Genomic DNA, 16,809 nt, shown 5'->3' with positions numbered 1-16,809 from the left:
CCCGCCCGTCCTTTTTGGACGGGCGGGACGCCCATCCCACAATCTTGTGGAAGTTATTTAATTCTCATTCCTTATAGATAAAGTCCTCTCAAAGATGACTGAAGAACTCATTAGTCCTGATAGCGAGGAATTTCGCTTTGAGGCTCTTGTTTCAACCGCTGCCGGACTGAGAGTTTAAGGTTAAGTTGACATCAATGCCCGCTACCCTACAACTGATAAGAACACCAGTCACTCCAGCTACCGACATAAAGTTTAGCATCGGGAATTCCAGCGATTTCTAAAGACAGTAAATTAACGCAAGCCGTCACCCCGGAACCGCAGTAAACGATGATTTCTTCGGCTTTTTCTAATTCCGTCCACCTCTGTTTTTGTTCGGATGCCGATCGCACTTTTCCCGTTTCATCCGTCACCCCTTGCCACGGATAGTTAACCGCACCCGGAATGTGACCTGCAATGGGGTCGATCGGCTCCCGCAAACCTTCATATCTCTCGCTTTCTCGCGAATCAACCAAAACCTTTCCCGGCAAGTCTTTACGCGCTTTTACCGCCTCAATATCTACCGCCAAATCCGGCTGCAATTGAGCAACAAATTTACCCTCGCGGGCGTCTGGCAAAATATTTGTTACCGGATAGCCCGCCGCTTTCCAGCCGCTGAAACCGCCGTCTAACAAAGCGACTTGGCTGTGTCCCATATATCGCAGCAGCCACCACAAACGAGCGGCAAAAGCCAGCCGCGAATCGTCATAGGCGACGACTAAAGTTTCTGGTGAATTAATGCCGATCGCGCTCAATTTATCAGCTAATTCTTCAATATTTGGCAGCGGATGTCTACCGCCGTGTTTGCCAACTGAACTCGCGAGATCGCGGTTTAAATCTAAATAGAAAGCTCCTGGAATGTGGCTTTCTTGATATTGTTTTTGTCCCAATTCAGGGTCAGCAAGGGAAAAACGACAGTCAATGATTACCACTTGCGGATTGTCGGTATTGGTGGCTAACCATTCAGGAGAAACGATTAAAGTGTTGTCAGTCATAATTATTCAAATCTATATTTTAACATTATCTTGAAGGAGATTTTTTCTCTGGTTCTGCTTTGTCGGAAGGAGATTTCTTAGAAGTTTCTTTCTCTGAAACTCTATTTTCAGAATTGGATTTTTTAGTAGTTGCTTTTTCCGAAGTTTCTTTGGGCGAATTTGATTTTTTAGGAGTTGCTTTTTCCGCAGGTGATTTTGCGGCGGGTGCGGGAGTTGGAGTTGGCAGAGGGGGAGTTACTGCTGCTTCTTGAGCGTAAAGCAGATATTTCTGATACTCGATTACTTTTGCTTGAGCTAGTTGATGGTTGGGGCTAGAAACTGGTACTCTTCTCATTAATGAGACGGCTTCTTGCCAACGATCGATAACTGTACTCCAATCTTCCTTGGTTTTTGCCGATCGCCCTAACTCTGCTGCTTTGAGTGCGCTGTTAACGGCTTCTCGAAAAGTATCTGGCGCAGTATCCGGTGCAGTTGCTAAATTTGCTGTTTCATCGGGATTATTCCCCGCAGTTGCTGCTGGCTGGTTCAAAATTTTACCGACAAACGCCACCACGGCGATCGCCAACATACCCGTTACTAGCCCAACTACAATGAAAGTCGATCGCAGTCGGTTCTCAAATGCAGCAAGTTCCGACGGTTTTTCCTCCTCAATATTGTTCTCCATCTCTGTGCGATCGTCCATATTAACCACAGCAGTATTTGGTACAGATTCTCCTGCAAAGCTCTGCGGTTCAAAAGTGCTATTCTCCAAACTAAACTCTTGACTCCAAGCAGCAGCAATCTGACCGCTTTCTCGGCCCTCAACCTTCACTTTGCGAATCGAATCCGGCTGCAAATTCGTCAGCTCTGTGCGAACAAAATCAACTAATGTATTTTCTTTCGGTACCTGCTCGGCCTCAAGAATTACATCCAAACAGTCGCCGTCGAGATTAGCGGAGGCTGTGATGCCTTCAGATTGCAACTGGCTGTTGAGCCAAGATGCGATCGCAGTGGCAATATCTCCCTGCTTGGCAAGTTCCTGAAAATTAAGCTCTGTCATAGCTGGACACCTGATAATGCAGAAGGAATGAAAAATTCATAAATAGTTTTTTTAAGTTAAAAACACCCTAACTGAAATTTACTGAATAGTATAATATATCGCGGCAAATCCCAGCCCAAAGATGCAAATTCTCACTGTCGCTCCCCTGGCATCCCTTGGGGAATGAGTTGCATTGCTTGGCTTTAAGCCGAACTCAGGTTTGTAGTGAGGAATGCAAGTCGTCTTGCTCAGCCGCCAAATACTGCTGCTGCAACCAGGTTTTTGATACCGGGCGGGCCAGTCCAGATATTGCCAGCGTCGCCCCTACAACCAGCATCCGGCTGGAAAAATGCTCGATCGCGCGGATTCGAGATTTGAGATTAAAAAATTGTGCGATCGCAGTGCCATCGGCGGACAGCGAGTGATATCATCATTTAGTCAATATTCAATTTTTTATAGCAAATAACTCGATCGCACAATGGTAGCAATAGCAATTTTAGCGGCTGGACGCGGCACGCGCATGAAATCTGACTTGCCTAAAGTTCTACACGAATTGGGCGGTCGAACGCTAGTTGAGAGAGTCCTCCAAAGTTGTCAAGAAATTCAAATTACCCGGCGACTTGTCATCGTCGGTTATCGAGGTGAAATCGTTAAAGAATCCCTGATTAGAGGTCAAGAATTATCAGGGAAAAATCCTCAATCTCCTACTCTAGAATTTGTCGAACAAACCGAACAATTGGGAACCGGTCATGCCATCCAACAATTGCTGCCTCACTTAGAGGGATTTCAAGGAGACTTGCTGGTCTTAAATGGGGATGTACCTTTGCTGAGGGCAGAAACTATCAAACAATTGATGGCCATTCACAAACAGCACCAAAACTCTGCTACTTTATTGACAGCTAATTTACCTAATCCCCAAGGGTACGGACGAGTATTTACCGACAGTCAAAACTTAGTCCAGCAAATTGTCGAACACCGCGACTGCACACAAGCTCAAAAGCAAAATCACCGAATTAATGCAGGTGTTTACTGCTTTCACTGGCCGGATTTAGAGAAAATTTTGCCAGAATTGAAGGCAGATAATGACCAAAAAGAATATTACCTAACTGATACGGTAAATTTCCTCAGTCCGGTGATGGCGGTGGATGTGGAAGATTATCAAGAAATATTGGGGATTAACGATCGCAAACATTTAGCCACAGCTTGCGATATTTTGCAAACGCGGATAAAGGACAAGTGGATGACGGCGGGAGTGACGCTGCTCGATCCCAACAGCATCACGATCGACGATACAGTAGAGTTGCAGCCGGATGTGGTAATTGAACCGCAAACTCACTTGCGGGGAAATACTTCGATCGCCTCTGGGAGTCGCATCGGCCCCGGCAGTTTGATCGAAAACAGTCAAATTGCCGAAAATGTGACTGTGCTTTATTCGGTGGTTTCTGACAGTATGGTTGCTGAAAATTCGCGAATTGGCCCTTACGCACATTTGCGGGGACACGCAGAAATTGGGGCGAACTGTCGCGTCGGCAATTTTGTAGAATTGAAAAATACTCAAATAGGCGATCGAACTAATGTCGCTCACTTGTCTTATTTAGGCGACGCGACTTTGGGAGAAAAAGTCAACATCGGTGCGGGGACAATTACGGCGAATTATGACGGAAAAAACAAGCACAAAACTCAAATAGGCGATCGGAGTAAAACGGGTTCTAACAGCGTGTTGGTTGCACCGATAACTTTGGGGGAAGATGTTACTGTAGCGGCGGGTTCTGTGGTGACAGAAGATGTGCCGAATGACAGTTTAGTAGTTGCGCGTTCCCGGCAAGTTGTCAAACCAGGTTGGAAGTTGAAAGAACCAAAAAAGTGAACGATTGTTCACTTTTTAGATGATGAGTTTCCACCCCATTACAAGTTTCGCACTGGATACCAAAGAAACCGGGTTTTTATAACGGAAGCGATCGCACTCTAGGAGAGATTATGCTAAAAAACCCGGTTTCTGCGTAAGTCCGCAACCTTGAGAAATCGGGTCGATCGCGATCGGCTATTTTGGGTTATTTTGCTGGTGCAGATAGTTGTTAATCGCTTTGGCAATTTTTTCTTGCTGGTATGGGTTCATAGTGCGGGGTAGGGAGATGCGAGAGCCTCCACAAACTAACAGTCTAACTTCGTACCAAATGTCATGCTCCCGATCTTTTGTTCGATCGACTTCCACGCCATAAATCTCGCATAGAGAGTATTGAATTAGCTTAGTTCCCAACAAACCCTGCTGTTTAACAGTCAGGGCATTTAAAGTGGTATCAAAGCTATAAATTTCCTTTTTTCCGAAGGCTATTACTGCTATCCCTGCTGTCACAAATATGGCTCCTATCCCTAGAAACGAACTGTCGAGTAGCTTTAATTCCAGAAATCTGCGCTCCGCATTTTTAACAAAAGAATTGATGTCCGAAGCAATAGCGTCTTGGGTTCCCCAATTAGGGGAGTTAGCAGTGAAAGGAACATAGCCAGCATCAGTCCGAAGTACAACTTTGCTGGTGTATGCCGCTCTGACAACTTTTGCTCCCTGCAAAGAAGCAAGCTGAATTTCTTGAATCTTCGATCCCAGCAAGCTCGATCGCACCAACTGACAATTCCCTTGTGTTCCTTGCACTCTGTGACAATAGAGGCTTGCCAAATGGTAATCAAACGCCGCCAATTTCAGTCCAAATACCATTAACAAACAGCTAGGTAGCCAAAAATCAAATACGCCACGAGTCTGAATTTTTAATTCAGTCGCTGTTTGCTCGATTATTTTCATTTATTTTACCCTGAGATTCAACAAAGGATATTACAGGCCCTATCTTTACTGGGATGCGCCCTATTGTTAACTTATATGTTATTTGAAGTTTGTCCTATGACCTGAGCATTTTGATCTTGCTAAGATATTAGCACTAAAATGTCTCGCGCACAATAACTGTAGCGAGTATAGGTGCGGGTGGCTTTGAGATAGCTTTCCGTCATTTCTCCCTGGTGATGGACTTGGGCGATTGCCTGCGCGATATAGCAATCCTCGCATCATTTGCATAATTCTTCTAGGGGCAATCCCACGCCCGGTTGCCCGATAGATAGGGGGTAGCCACTCTTAGCACTACCCCTACCAATTTATCTGAATCATTTAGGATTGCTATAGCTAGGGTTCACTGATTTGTAGGGCAAATACATTGCTAAGCGTGCGATTATCGTTAATCGAGATATAGCTGCGAATCAAGTCAGCCATTTTGTATTGTTCTGTTAGTGAATAGCTTCTTAAACAGATGATCTCGCCCCCGAACATCCACAAATCAACATAATAGCTACGATTTCCCTCGCTATCTCCTATTTCCTCTAATTCCACCGCAGAAATATCGCGAGTTGAGCATTCGGTAACATCATGAAGCCATACACCCCGTCGTTTAATGGTCATTTTGCTAAGAGTTTTATCAAAAATATATGTTTCATCTATCGCCCCGTCCAACAAAGACAGCGAAAACAACATAAATATACCTCCACCTATCCAATTTGATGCTAAAATAATCTGCAATAATCCCATAACGATAAAGGGGGAAATTAAGAGAAAACCATCCCAAAAGCTCGCTGTTTTAATTATTAATTTATTTGGTGTTTGCTTGATGATTTTCATTGTGCAATGTGATGTTTTTAACTACATTGTGAATCACTTATCTATTCGCTGTATGCAAATTTTACTGCACCGATTATTATTTAACACTGCTTTGGACGATCGCACTTTTGGTGTTGTAAACAGCCTTGACAGCAGAAGCCTCGCCCGGACGTATATGTAAAGCTTTGTTAAAATTGATTAAAGCGGTTTGATAGTCTCCCCGATCGTAGTAAATATAGCCGAGTTTCATCAATTGTTTGAAGTCAGAATTTTGAGCGGCAACACGTGCAGAATTAGGATGATTTACAGGTGCAGCAGAAGTAGGAGATGGCTCTAAAGCAGGAGATAACTCTTGATTGGGTGATGGAGAAGTGTTGAAACCAGAAGGAAAAGAAGAGGGCGATTGCTCGTTATACCCCTGCTCTACATTAGATCCAGAGCCAGAGATTTTTACAAAATTTTTGCCATAAAATACTGAAGTAGTAATGCCTGCCAATACAAACATCAACAATCCAGCACATTGAATTAAGAAAGTTTTTCTAATTTTTTCATTGCTCCAATTTTTGATATAAAAAACCAATGATGCCAATGGGACAAGCAAGTAAAGCACTCCCCAAATAGTTTCCTCTCCAAAAGCTTGAACTAATCCCCAAAAATAGCCAACAAGACTTAAAACTAAACCTAGGATAAAAAATAAGGCGATCGCAATTCCCGGCATTTTCTATGTCTCCAATAGATGTATACTTATTTTGCCAACTGTAAAAGAGCGGATTTTCAACCTGAAACTCTTTCCCCTGTTTGCTGTGTTAAAAATAGATTAGCGGTGACAACAGTTCGATCGCGCACAGCGAATGTTAGGATTTAGGTTAGGAATTTGACTAGGAACTCGATCGCGACTGCCGCAAATGATACTCTCAACCCTCGATCGACCCGAAGAACCATTTGCACGCGCCAGCAAAGGCTGGGACATCCAAAAGCTTTACACCGACTTGGCAAATGCCAAACAACAATTCGCCCCCCACACCAGAAGAGGGCTGACACCTGTAGAAAAGCGGCACCTCTGCGGCTTGCTGTGCGGCTACAGCCCAGCCGAAATTGCGGTTTTTCTCAACAAACAAATCAAAGGTGTAGAAGTTGACTTGTCAAAAACTTTGTACAGATACATAGAATTATTGACAAATCGGCCCCGAAATGCTCTTAAAAATTGGAGAGATGCGATCGACTGGCTGGAAATAGCCGGGTATAAAACGCAGCCAAAAACCTCAACCGGCGCCATCTTAAAAGCAACTCTCCACCATTCAGACAGGATTTTGTCTGCTGCTATCAGTCCCGACGGACAATTCCTCGCAACGGGATCAGAGGATAGTACAGTGAAAATTTGGAGTTTGCACAGCGGGGAACTGCAGCAGACAATTTTCGGACATTCAACAGCCGTATTGCTACTGGCTTTCAGTCCCGCCAGCAAAACGCTGCTGACACGATCGCGCGCGGGTGCAGTCAAACTCTGGAACCTGCAAAACGGCCAACTGCTGAAGCGTTTGGCAGACGTGCACCGCCACGAATCTGTCGCCGTCAGCCCCGACTGGCAAATTTTGGCGATCGGCACCACCCGCGGCACAGTCAAGCTTCAGCACCTCAACAGCGGCCAACTGCTGCAAGTTTTGGAAGGCTATCAAGGAGATGACATAAGTGCGATCGCCCTGAGTCCCAACGGCAAAATGCTAGTAGCCAGCGGCCTCAATGCAGCCAGCGGTTTCTGTCGCGCCACAGTCACTTTGTGGGAATTGCCGGGAGGCGAAGTGAGACGAACATTTGGCAGCGAAAATTATGTGGCGATTGCTTCCGACAGCCAAATTCTTGTCAATCATGGTGGCCAAAATATCAAACTGTGGAATTTGCAAACAGGGGAATTATTGAACTCACTGCAAACAGCAATTCGCATCACTTCCGCCGCCGCAATTAGCCCCGACGGGAAATACTTTGCAGTGGGGTGTTTTGACGGTACTGTTAGACTTTGGAATTTTCGCGGCGAATTGCTGCACACTTTAGATGGACATTCTAGCCCTGTGTCTGCGGTGGCGATCGGGCTTTTGGGCGAAACTCTCGTCAGCGGCGGAGAGAATGGTAGTGTTAAACTTTGGCAACTGCGGATTTAAGATTAAAGAGGTTAGGGCAGATGATTAAATTATTGGAGTATAATTGATTTAAGGTTTTTTAGAGGGGCTCAGACAATGAATGTTACCCTAACACCAGAACAGGAAAATTACGTGCTCTGGCAATTACAAGGTGGCAACTATGACAGCGTTCAGGAACTAATTAGCGAAGCATTGCAACTGCTAGAAGAAAAAAATCGTGCACTGAAACAGCAGCGTCTGGCAGAACTCAGACAAAAAATTGCTAGCGGCACTGAGCAAATTGCTCAAGGAAAAGTGACTGATGGTGAAGTAGTTTTTGCCAGATTGCAGGAGAAAATTCGCTCAATTTCTGACTCTGGATTATGAGCAGCTATTCTTTCTCAGATGATGCAATTCAAGATTTAGATGACATTTGCGAGTAGATTCCTGGCAATAATTACAGTTCGGCCAGTAAGCTTTTTGATAGGATTCGAGAACGATCTAAAGTCACGGCGGATTTTCCTAATATGGGTAAAAATTATAGCCAGCTAGCTCCCAGCTTGCAAGGATTTATTGTAGATGATTACATCGTTTTTTATTACCCCAGAGAAGATGGAATTGATGTAGTTCGCGTAGTGAATGGATACCGCGACTTGGAATCTCTTTTTTCAGATTCGGATGAAGGATAGGACGATCGCATTTTCAGAACTCATTGCATAAAATGTCGCCATATTGCTAGAAGTGAGAAAGGAATAAGTAAAACTAAGGATCGCGAATTAAATAACTTACAATTTTAATTGTTATTGTGGGATGGGCTCTTATAGCCCGTCCACTCATGACGGGCTATAAGAGCCCATCCCACAAACTTGTGGAAGTTATTTAATTCTCATTCCGAACGCAGATCGAACTCCCCGACTTCTTCGAGAAGTCAAGGATCGGAATCACCGATTAAGAACCATTTTTAAGCAATGAAAACCAGCGTTCCCTTGCTCATTTCCAAAGTATCGCCCATTTGCATACCGTTGTGAAAAGCACCCAAAATCACCTCGCTAGTTTTGCCAAAAGCGATCGCCCCGCTAGCATCAATTCCAATTGCGCCAAAATCCCGTTGACGTTCGTCAGCTTCAGCAAAAGAACGCTCAAAAGCAGCTTTCAAACTCAAACCATCCGTTACCCGAATCACAATTCGCGCGGCCAAACACTCGTCCATAATGTGCTCGCCAATTCCCGTACAGCTTACCGCCGCACTCCCTGCCGCGTAATTTCCCGCCGGCATCGCCGAGTCGCTAACCCGCCCAATCCGCTCAAAACCCTTGCCACCAGTCGAAGTCCCAGCAGCCAAGCGTCCATGCACATCCAAAGCTACGACTCCGATCGTACCCACACCGGCAGGTTCGGCAACCACGTCAGCCATTGCTTTGCTAAAATTGCCTTGGCGTTCCTGCATCCACTCGTGCAAACGCAAATCCGTCATCGGATCGTAAATCGGCAAGTGAAGTTCTCGCAGCAATTCTGCCGAACCAAAATCAGAGAGAACCCGATCGTCCGAAGTCTGCAAAAATTTAGCAAGTTCGATCGGATTTTGAACGCGAGAAACATTTATCGCCCCGCTGAAACGCTGCATCAAACCGTCCATCAGCGAAGCACTCATCCGAATTTGACCGTCCGACTGCACCACAGAACCAGTACCGGCATTGAATCGCGGGTCATCTTCCAACAATTGGCACCCCCGCACCACTGCATCTACGGCACTTGCACCGTCTTTCAGCAGCCGATAAACTTCCTCCAAAACATCGTAAAGCGATTTCCGCACCGCCTCTATTCCGCCTTTACTGTGTAGAGAACTGCCGGCACCGCCGTGAATAACTAGCTTTGGTTGCACTTGTTGCGATGCCATAATTTATAACCTAATAACCTAAAATTTTTCCTTTGCAATCTTAGCTTTGTTCGAGCAACTTGCCCTAACTTCTTAATCTCGAGCCGCCAAACGGCGGCGACGACATCGTTCGGAGCAGTATTTGACCTCATCCCAGCAGTCGGCCCATTTTTTGCGCCAAGTAAAAGGTCGATCGCATACCGGGCACATTTTTGTCGGTAAATCAGATTTCGATCGCTGCTTAGCCATGCTAATTTTGACAATAGATTAACTAATTCACATCTTGTACCATTTTTATGAACAGGCAAGATGCCTGTTCCGCAAGAGTTAAATTTGATTGTGGAACAGGCATCTTGCCTGTTGCTAAGGAAAAACCTAATTTCTGCCAAACACCTCCCTAAATTAAATGCTCTCAAAGGCCGACGCCAACATCCGAATAGTTTTAGTCGAACCTGCTGGCCCATTGAATGTCGGTTCTGTGGCCCGCGTGATGAAAAATATGGGTTTGCACCAATTAGTTTTGGTAAATCCCCAATGCGATCATTTAGGAGAAGAAGCCCGACTGATGGCTGTTCGCGCCGCCGACATATTGGAAACTGCCAAAGTAGTCGAGAGTTTGCCTGCTGCTTTGGTTGGGTGTGTCAGAGCGATCGCAACTACAGGGGATGATAGTCGATCGTTGCCAACACAACTAGAAGAACCCGCAGAAGCCTTGCCTTGGCTCCTAGAAGCCCCCAGCGCCCTCATTTTCGGGCGAGAAGACTGCGGCTTGACCAATGCCGAGTTAAACCGCACTCAACGCCTGATCCGCATTCCCAGCAGCGATGCCTACACTTCCCTAAATCTGGCCCAAGCCGTCGCTATCTGCTGTTACGAACTATACCGGGAACAAGGAAGAGGGAAGAAGGAACAAGGAAGTTCGGCAACGGATTCTGTAACGGATGTAACGGATGTAACGGATGTCAGTCCGAGGGAAGTCGGAAGAAGGAAGAAGGAAGAAGGAAGAGGGAAGAGGGAAGAAGATGCCTCGTTCCCCGGCTCAGCCTGGGAAAGCATATCCAGAGGCTCTGCCTCTTCAATACCCGATGCCACAGATAATTTATCAACTTGTTACCAAGAACAACTTGCCACCCGCCAGACAGAAAATCCCTCAATTCCCCACGCCAGTGCTCCCTTGGAAAATTTAGAGGGATATTACCAGCAACTAGAAACGCTGTTACTCAAAATAGGATATTTGCAGCAGCACACAGCAGCAAGCCGGATGGAAAAATTTCGGCGTTTGTACAACAGAGCCTATCCGACAGTGGATGAAGTCGCCATGCTGCGGGGCGTCCTCCGCCAAACAGAATGGGCAATCAAAACTTACCCACGAGAGGCAAATTCTGATACTCTGGATAGGGCGTTACCGGAAAATCCAACGGACAGCTAGGAGAACTTTCCTGCACCCAGTTGTCACCTTCATAACAGGGTTCCTTGACTAAAAACCTAAGCTTTGCGATAATTTGCGAGCAATAAACCCGGTTGCTGATACCATGCAGCGTCTGGGGTAAATCTAAAATCTAAAATCTAAAATCTAAAATTGATTGGCTGACAAGCTGAAAAATCTTAAACTTGAACTTTACATTAGTGATGAAGGAGTAAGACGTGGCAGAGCGGTTTCCCAAAGGATCGATATTATCGGTGATATCCTCGATATCCTCTCCCAACTCCGGCTCAAAGCAGCCTAAGTCAGGCAAAGCAAGTCAGTCTGGCAAATCGGGCCGCCGCCGTCCTCCCCAACCGCAAAACGGCAACCCAGAAATTCGATCGCCCGAACCTGCAACTTTGCCACCGCAACAAAGCCGCGGGAGCAGAAGTGGAGCCAATTCTCCCACATCTTCAGAAGAATTTACCACACAAGACTTTTTATCCGATCCTCGATCGGCAATTAACCCCAGAAAACCCAGAGTCAGCAAAACTCCGCAGTCGAAGACTCGCCAACCAAGGAAAAAAGGCCTCGCTGCTGTCGATATGTTCCAGTTTCCCGATCCGACTCCTGAGCGGGAAAATGTGAGTTCGATCGCCAGCAATCCCAACAGCCAGCCCCCAACAGCCACTCCCCCTGCAACCCGTGGAAGTCTTCCCAGTTCGCCCCCAGTTCGCATTCCAGACACGGTAATCCCCGCAGATACCAAAAAACCCCCCGTGCCTAAACCGCGCCCACAAGCGAGCCAGAGACCCGGTAAACGCTCTGCACCTCGGAGCGTGCCGCCGTTGGTGTATGCTACTCGCTTGCTGATTTTGGGAGTTGGGATAGCGGTGATTTGCGGTACGCTGCTGTCGGTGGTAAATGCCGTCAGTCGAGCATCGACTGTAGCGACAGAAGAACAAACTACCGCAGGGCAGAACAACCCAGCCGATAGCGCATCTGCCGCCTCCGCAACCCCAGAAGTGCTGCAACTGAATCAAGAATTAGGAGCTTTGAAAACCCAAGTTCAGGTTTTAGCAACAGAAAATCCTAGTTTGACAGCCGGAATATTTCTAGTCGATTTAGATACTGGAAGCTACCTAAATTTTAATGGCGATACTGCTTTTGCTTCAGCTAGCACAATTAAAGTGCCAATTTTAGTAGCTTTTTTCCAAGCAGTAGATGAGGGCAAAGTGCAGTTAGATCAGGTGCTGACGCTGAAGTCCGAACACATTGTCGGCGGTTCGGGAGATATGCAAGACGAGTCTCCGGGCAAGAAGTATTCGGCTTTGGAAGTTGCCCAAAAGATGATTGTTGTCAGCGACAATACGGCGACAAATATGATGATTGAGTTGTTGGGAGGTGCTGAGGTTTTGAATCAGCATTTTGCAAATTGGGGTTTGAGTACCACGGTTCTGCGTAATAATTTGCCAGATTTGGAGGGAACTAATACTACCAGTCCGAAGGATTTGATTAATATCATCGCCCAGATCGATCGGGGTAATTTGGTATCGGTGAAATCGCGCGATCGTATTTTGCAAATCATGCGCCAAACTAGAAATGATTCTTTGCTGCCGAAAGGTTTAGGCGAAGGTTCAATTATTGCTCACAAAACCGGGAACATTGATACAATTCTTGCAGATGCGGGGATGGTGGATTTGCCGAACGGTAAGCGTTATTTGGTGGCGGTGATGGTGAAGCATTCGCCGGAAACAGAGAAGCCAGCTCAAACATTGATTCGGGAGATTTCTCGGATGAGTTACCGCTATTTGTACGGTGGGGAAACGCCAGCAGATTCAAAAGTTAAAATTAAAAATTGAGAATTCAACCGGGTTTTTTCCGGCTAGTGTTGTAGACTTTATCAAACTATCAACCAGTTGGTATTATGAAACTAAACATTCGACTTGCTTGTCTAGTAGCGCTTTCAACTTTAGCTGTTGGAGTCTTCCCTACCTTGAGTAATGCTAATCCTGCTCCTGAATCTGAGACGGACGGCGTGAGAGCGATTAACAATAATATCGAACTCAATCGGGCGAAAAACTTAGCCCGTCAAGCAGCAGAAAGGGCTAATGGTGGTTTAGGCAACTATCGAGCTGAAGCTTCTATGCACGGTATTTCTAGGGAATCGCCGTTTGTAGACAATGGCGATGGAACTTGGACTTTTACTTTTAAGGGTTCCAAGCCTGGTTCGTCTGTCTATACGGTAGAAACGGTTGTTACGGTTTCCCAAGATGGCCGAATCAGAGTTGATTATAATGGGCGAATCCGCGACTCAAACCCACTTTAACAATACTTCCGACTTACTCACCGGTGTTCAGAAACCGGGTTTTTCACGAAATACTTTGTTACAGCCCCAGAAACCGTAAAAAACCCGGTTTCATCGAAAATCCTCAAGCCCCCGAATTTATCCGTGGGGTCAATGCTTCAATCTAAAATCTAAAATCTAAAATCTAAAATCGATTGACCCCTCAAAAAAACACCTACCGATTCACGGAAATTCCAGGAACCGGACAGCGATTAAACACTCGCGACTGCTAACTGTTCAGCCGCCTCTTTTTCGTTCATCTCGTCGAGTTTTTGCCAAACTTGCTGCATCAATTCATCCAATCCAAGTCTACTAACGGCGGAAATCAACAAAACAGGAGCGCCACTAATTTCTTTAAGTCGGCTGATTAAATTACCGATTTCTTCGCTTTCGAGATCGATCGCATCTACTTTATTAAAAGCCAAAATCTGCGGTTTATCGGCTAAACCACGCCTGTAAGCCTTCAATTCTTCCTGAATTGTGACGTAATTGGCGATCGGATCTTCATCGGTAATATCGATCAAATGCAGCAGCAACCGAGTCCGCTCAATGTGCCGCAAAAACTCGTAACCCAAACCAGCACCTTCGTGCGCCCCTTCAATCAATCCCGGAATATCGGCAAAAACAGTACCGTCGCCAGTCGGTTTTCTGACTACGCCCAAATTCGGGACTAAAGTTGTAAACGGATAATCTGCTATTTTGGGGCGGGCCGCAGACAAAGCAGAAATTAAGGTGGATTTGCCAGCATTCGGCATCCCCAGAATTCCCACTTCAGCTAATAGCTTCAATTCCAAACGCAAAAATTTGTGTTCTCCTTCTTTTCCCGGCATCGCATAATCTGGAGCGCGGTTAGAATTTGTCAGAAAACACTTGTTCCCCAAACCGCCTTTGCCGCCTTGGGCAACGCAAAAAGTCTGTCCGGGCGTCACTAAATCTGCTAAGATTGCCTGAGTTTCCGCGTCGTAAACTACTGTACCGCAGGGAACTTCGATCGTGCGATCGTCCCCACCGGCACCGGTCATATTTTTCGGCGCACCCCGCTTCCCGTCTTCGGCTTTAAAAATCCGGTTATACTGAAAATCTAGCAGCGTTTGCAGGCTTTCCACCGCCACCATATACACGGAACCGCCTTTGCCGCCTGTCCCGCCAGAGGGCCCGCCCGCCGGTACATACTTTTCTCTGCGAAAAGCTACCATACCGTCGCCGCCTTTGCCTGCTGCGACTTGAATATCTGCTCGATCGATAAATTGCATAATTTAGTCAGTTGTCAGTTGTCAGTTGTCAGTTGTCATATCATGTCCAATCGAGCGATTAAGAGGGCGGGTTTTTGAGATTGTCAATTATTGGCAAATATTTTTCTTGAACCCGCCCCTACCTTATTAGGGGTAATCGACCGGACATGATATCACTTGTCATTGGTCAATTGTCAATTGTTAGTTGTGATTAGTCATTAGTCATTAGTTATTATACCAGATGCAAGTACCATATTTCCCTTTTCCTTTAGTCCGCCTCGGCGGACGACAGCCAAGTTTAGTCGCGATTTACAGTTGCCGGAAAATTATAATTTTACCAATTTTAAAAAGTAGTTCAGAGCCAGAGATTGTACGCGAGCACCTGTAGTAAATGACACTGCCGTGTCCGGCTCTTCAATCTTTTAATAATCTGTATAAGAATTTGAAGATTGTACCAAGACTGTTGTTGAATGAGTATTATCAAAGTAGATTTGATATTAACAGCACTGGCGCACACAAAATGAATTAACCGGGTTTTTCTAGTGGGGCGGATGGGTGTAATGATGTTTTTTGGTAGAAAAACCAGGTTTTTGCCTTCAGGACTAACTCTCTTTTGTCACTTCGGGCGAGAGTATAGCGGTATGGTGCGTCGCTCATTGATAGTCGTCAACAATCAGAATTCTGGCGGCGACGCACCCTACTTTAATTAGAATAGGAGTAGGATAATAATCTCTACCGAAAGTGACTCAAGAGGGCTAATTAGTAGTCACTTGTTAATAGTTACAGTCATTAATCCAAGATTTCACAAGGATGACTGCTGACTAATGACTACTGACTACTGACTAATAACTACTCACAATAGGACGATACATCTTCCTTACATTCATCTGCCAAATAGCAGAGAGCTCGAAAGCGCATCCCTACTAACTGTTCGTAAAGCGGGTTAATCTGGCACATCGCCGGAATGTGGACGATTTTGCGACCAAATAACACGACATCTCGCTCAAACGGACACTGGGGCGGAATAATTTTACAGACAAAGTGTGCCACTTTGGGGTCGTGAATTTCCCAGCCGTCAAGCCAGTCTTTGACGGGTTGCAGGACATCTTTGTGGTGAGGTTGAGGTAGCCGAGATGAAAGCTGTGTTCCGGCGACGGGGGCGACATTGGCATCAAAGACTATTTGGCTGCCGGGCCCGTGGGGCTCATCGCACTTGCTGTCTTCGATGGTGTGTCGCAGAGCTTCGATCGCCTCTACATTGTGCCCCAAAGCTGTGCAAAACTTAGAGATTACCTCGTCTTCGCTGAGCGAGTAGGTACCGTCTGCCAAAGCTACCATGACTGCTGTCCTCAAAAAATCCTCGCCTTTGGCGGTGTCTTTCCCTAACACAGCGGCTAATTCCTCTGGGGCAATAGGTTCAAAACCCTCCTCACAAGATACCGGGTGTAGTTCATCCTGAGTTAGATTTGCAATCATTTTTTGCTCGTCTTCGTCAAAGTTGCCGTCTGCCCAAGCAATTGTCAGCAATCCCCGCAGCCAAGCAGTAATCTCTTCATTGGTGCAGGAAGATTTAGCGTTACTCATTAGCATTTCCACTTGGATGTACCACTCAATTTGTTCGTTTACAGCGGGCTCAATATTCCCCTCCCAATAATTTTTACTGGTTTGGTGGTCGATGGACGATCTATTTGTGGAAGGTTTGTGGCCGAAGATTGCTCCAAACGCTTGTAGTGGATGTGTTAAAAGCATATTTGTTTCTGTGCAGCATCGCTGACTAGCGAGCTAATCTTTTGGCTAATCCTATTCCCTAAAAAGTCATCTATCGGGAGGAATAGGTTTGTTGAATTCATCTTAACTTTAGTTGCACCCATTGAGATGGGGAGCGACTTTTATTCCAGCCGGATTGCCATTAGCAACCCAAGTGTTCGCCAGAAATAAAAGGTTCGGAAGCGCGGGATCAAATCAGACACTGGGTTTCTTACCCAGGGGCGATCGAACTTCGCTCTCTTTACATTTTAATATATATTTTTGTGAATTTTTCTGTACAGGCAGCAGAATATTAACAGCGGCCGGCTTTAAGGAATGAGTATTAAATAACTTCCACAAGTTTGTGGGATGGGCGTCCCGCCCGTCTATCGGGGACGGGCGGGAC

Annotated in this window: 19 protein-coding genes; 9 read left to right on the top strand and 10 right to left on the bottom strand. The window is 45.9% G+C overall.

What is annotated here, in order from left to right:
- Positions 1-206: 206 nt before the first annotated feature.
- Together QUA50_RS27365 and QUA50_RS27360 are read right to left on the bottom strand one after the other, a co-directional pair.
- Positions 207-1,031: a sulfurtransferase gene (locus QUA50_RS27365; RefSeq protein ID WP_333261359.1), complete on the bottom strand. Its 825-nt coding sequence runs from the start codon at positions 1,029-1,031 to the stop codon at positions 207-209.
- Between the two features lie 25 nt (positions 1,032-1,056).
- Positions 1,057-2,070, bottom strand: a complete 1,014-nt coding sequence (locus QUA50_RS27360; protein WP_333261357.1) for a hypothetical protein — start codon at positions 2,068-2,070, stop codon at positions 1,057-1,059.
- Positions 2,071-2,246: 176 nt separating this feature from the next.
- On the opposite strand from QUA50_RS27360, the gene QUA50_RS27355 reads away from it, so the two are divergent.
- Together QUA50_RS27355 and glmU are read left to right on the top strand one after the other, a co-directional pair.
- On the top strand, positions 2,247-2,474 hold the full coding sequence (locus QUA50_RS27355) for a hypothetical protein (protein ID WP_333261355.1): 228 nt from the start codon (positions 2,247-2,249) through the stop codon (positions 2,472-2,474).
- Between the two features lie 53 nt (positions 2,475-2,527).
- Positions 2,528-3,916, top strand: coding sequence for a bifunctional UDP-N-acetylglucosamine diphosphorylase/glucosamine-1-phosphate N-acetyltransferase GlmU (gene glmU, locus QUA50_RS27350; RefSeq protein ID WP_333261352.1), 1,389 nt, complete (start codon positions 2,528-2,530; stop codon positions 3,914-3,916).
- Positions 3,917-4,090: 174 nt separating this feature from the next.
- On the opposite strand, the gene QUA50_RS27345 is transcribed toward glmU, so the two are convergent.
- The 3 genes from QUA50_RS27345 to QUA50_RS27335 all read right to left on the bottom strand — a co-directional run bounded on the left by QUA50_RS27345 (position 4,091) and on the right by QUA50_RS27335 (position 6,401).
- A complete protein-coding gene (locus QUA50_RS27345; protein WP_333261350.1) occupies positions 4,091-4,843 on the bottom strand; it encodes a hypothetical protein in 753 nt (250 codons plus the stop codon).
- Between the two features lie 372 nt (positions 4,844-5,215).
- The gene (locus QUA50_RS27340; RefSeq protein ID WP_333261347.1) at positions 5,216-5,704 is read right to left on the bottom strand and encodes a hypothetical protein; all 489 of its coding nucleotides are present in this window, start codon (positions 5,702-5,704) and stop codon (positions 5,216-5,218) included.
- Positions 5,705-5,780: 76 nt separating this feature from the next.
- The gene (locus QUA50_RS27335; protein WP_333261346.1) at positions 5,781-6,401 is read right to left on the bottom strand and encodes a hypothetical protein; all 621 of its coding nucleotides are present in this window, start codon (positions 6,399-6,401) and stop codon (positions 5,781-5,783) included.
- Between the two features lie 187 nt (positions 6,402-6,588).
- On the opposite strand from QUA50_RS27335, the gene QUA50_RS27330 reads away from it, so the two are divergent.
- The 3 genes from QUA50_RS27330 (at position 6,589) to QUA50_RS27320 (ending at position 8,486) form a co-directional block, all read left to right on the top strand.
- The gene (locus QUA50_RS27330) at positions 6,589-7,839 is read left to right on the top strand and encodes a WD40 repeat domain-containing protein (protein ID WP_333261343.1); all 1,251 of its coding nucleotides are present in this window, start codon (positions 6,589-6,591) and stop codon (positions 7,837-7,839) included.
- Positions 7,840-7,914: 75 nt separating this feature from the next.
- Positions 7,915-8,184, top strand: a complete 270-nt coding sequence (locus QUA50_RS27325; RefSeq protein WP_333261341.1) for a type II toxin-antitoxin system ParD family antitoxin — start codon at positions 7,915-7,917, stop codon at positions 8,182-8,184.
- Between the two features lie 56 nt (positions 8,185-8,240).
- A complete protein-coding gene (locus QUA50_RS27320; RefSeq protein ID WP_333261367.1) occupies positions 8,241-8,486 on the top strand; it encodes a type II toxin-antitoxin system RelE/ParE family toxin in 246 nt (81 codons plus the stop codon).
- Between the two features lie 272 nt (positions 8,487-8,758).
- On the opposite strand, the gene QUA50_RS27315 is transcribed toward QUA50_RS27320, so the two are convergent.
- Positions 8,759-9,694 carry an isoaspartyl peptidase/L-asparaginase gene (locus tag QUA50_RS27315; RefSeq protein WP_333261338.1) on the bottom strand — a complete coding sequence of 312 codons (936 nt, stop codon included), beginning with the start codon at positions 9,692-9,694 and terminating at the stop codon, positions 8,759-8,761.
- 72 nt (positions 9,695-9,766) lie between these two features.
- The gene (locus QUA50_RS27310) at positions 9,767-9,922 is read right to left on the bottom strand and encodes a DUF2256 domain-containing protein (protein WP_333261335.1); all 156 of its coding nucleotides are present in this window, start codon (positions 9,920-9,922) and stop codon (positions 9,767-9,769) included.
- 157 nt (positions 9,923-10,079) lie between these two features.
- Between QUA50_RS27310 and QUA50_RS27305 the strand changes: the two genes are divergently transcribed.
- The 4 genes from QUA50_RS27305 (at position 10,080) to QUA50_RS27290 (ending at position 13,407) form a co-directional block, all read left to right on the top strand.
- The gene (locus QUA50_RS27305; RefSeq protein WP_333261334.1) at positions 10,080-11,102 is read left to right on the top strand and encodes an RNA methyltransferase; all 1,023 of its coding nucleotides are present in this window, start codon (positions 10,080-10,082) and stop codon (positions 11,100-11,102) included.
- Positions 11,103-11,256: 154 nt separating this feature from the next.
- Positions 11,257-11,400: a hypothetical protein gene (locus tag QUA50_RS27300; RefSeq protein WP_333145401.1), complete on the top strand. Its 144-nt coding sequence runs from the start codon at positions 11,257-11,259 to the stop codon at positions 11,398-11,400.
- Entirely contained in the window at positions 11,354-12,940 is a 1,587-nt protein-coding gene (locus QUA50_RS27295) for a serine hydrolase (RefSeq protein WP_333298562.1), read from the top strand. Before QUA50_RS27300 ends, QUA50_RS27295 begins: the two co-directional genes overlap by 47 nt.
- A 65-nt stretch (positions 12,941-13,005) precedes the next feature.
- Positions 13,006-13,407 (top strand): hypothetical protein, encoded by a 402-nt coding sequence (locus QUA50_RS27290; protein ID WP_333261328.1) that lies wholly within the window; start codon positions 13,006-13,008, stop codon positions 13,405-13,407.
- Positions 13,408-13,637: 230 nt separating this feature from the next.
- Here the strand turns inward: QUA50_RS27290 and obgE are convergent, their stop codons facing one another.
- From obgE to QUA50_RS27275, 3 genes are all read right to left on the bottom strand, one after another.
- A complete protein-coding gene (gene obgE / locus QUA50_RS27285) occupies positions 13,638-14,678 on the bottom strand; it encodes a GTPase ObgE (RefSeq protein ID WP_333261326.1) in 1,041 nt (346 codons plus the stop codon).
- Between the two features lie 828 nt (positions 14,679-15,506).
- Positions 15,507-16,406 (bottom strand): Mo-dependent nitrogenase C-terminal domain-containing protein, encoded by a 900-nt coding sequence (locus tag QUA50_RS27280; protein WP_333261323.1) that lies wholly within the window; start codon positions 16,404-16,406, stop codon positions 15,507-15,509.
- Positions 16,407-16,619: 213 nt separating this feature from the next.
- The coding region (locus tag QUA50_RS27275) for a hypothetical protein (RefSeq protein ID WP_333433677.1) at positions 16,620-16,809 on the bottom strand (190 nt) is incomplete at its 5' end.

Origin of the sequence: Microcoleus sp. M2_D5 (assembly GCF_036701935.1) — a bacterium.
Taxonomy (GTDB): Bacteria; Cyanobacteriota; Cyanobacteriia; order Cyanobacteriales; family Microcoleaceae; genus Microcoleus.
Note: the sequence above shows the minus strand (reverse complement) of the source record. Positions and strands in the feature narration are given on the sequence as shown.

Coding starts and splice junctions, on each gene's coding strand:
- QUA50_RS27360 (WP_333261357.1), bottom strand. CDS start 2,070: ATGACAGAGCTTAATTTTCAGGAACTTGCCAAGCAGGGAGATATTGCC.
- QUA50_RS27280 (WP_333261323.1), bottom strand. CDS start 16,406: ATGCTTTTAACACATCCACTACAAGCGTTTGGAGCAATCTTCGGCCAC.
- obgE (WP_333261326.1), bottom strand. CDS start 14,678: ATGCAATTTATCGATCGAGCAGATATTCAAGTCGCAGCAGGCAAAGGC.
- QUA50_RS27325 (WP_333261341.1), top strand. CDS start 7,915: ATGAATGTTACCCTAACACCAGAACAGGAAAATTACGTGCTCTGGCAA.
- QUA50_RS27305 (WP_333261334.1), top strand. CDS start 10,080: ATGCTCTCAAAGGCCGACGCCAACATCCGAATAGTTTTAGTCGAACCT.
- glmU (WP_333261352.1), top strand. CDS start 2,528: ATGGTAGCAATAGCAATTTTAGCGGCTGGACGCGGCACGCGCATGAAA.
- QUA50_RS27310 (WP_333261335.1), bottom strand. CDS start 9,922: ATGGCTAAGCAGCGATCGAAATCTGATTTACCGACAAAAATGTGCCCG.
- QUA50_RS27365 (WP_333261359.1), bottom strand. CDS start 1,031: ATGACTGACAACACTTTAATCGTTTCTCCTGAATGGTTAGCCACCAAT.
- QUA50_RS27340 (WP_333261347.1), bottom strand. CDS start 5,704: ATGAAAATCATCAAGCAAACACCAAATAAATTAATAATTAAAACAGCG.
- QUA50_RS27315 (WP_333261338.1), bottom strand. CDS start 9,694: ATGGCATCGCAACAAGTGCAACCAAAGCTAGTTATTCACGGCGGTGCC.
- QUA50_RS27345 (WP_333261350.1), bottom strand. CDS start 4,843: ATGAAAATAATCGAGCAAACAGCGACTGAATTAAAAATTCAGACTCGT.
- QUA50_RS27330 (WP_333261343.1), top strand. CDS start 6,589: ATGATACTCTCAACCCTCGATCGACCCGAAGAACCATTTGCACGCGCC.
- QUA50_RS27290 (WP_333261328.1), top strand. CDS start 13,006: ATGAAACTAAACATTCGACTTGCTTGTCTAGTAGCGCTTTCAACTTTA.
- QUA50_RS27335 (WP_333261346.1), bottom strand. CDS start 6,401: ATGCCGGGAATTGCGATCGCCTTATTTTTTATCCTAGGTTTAGTTTTA.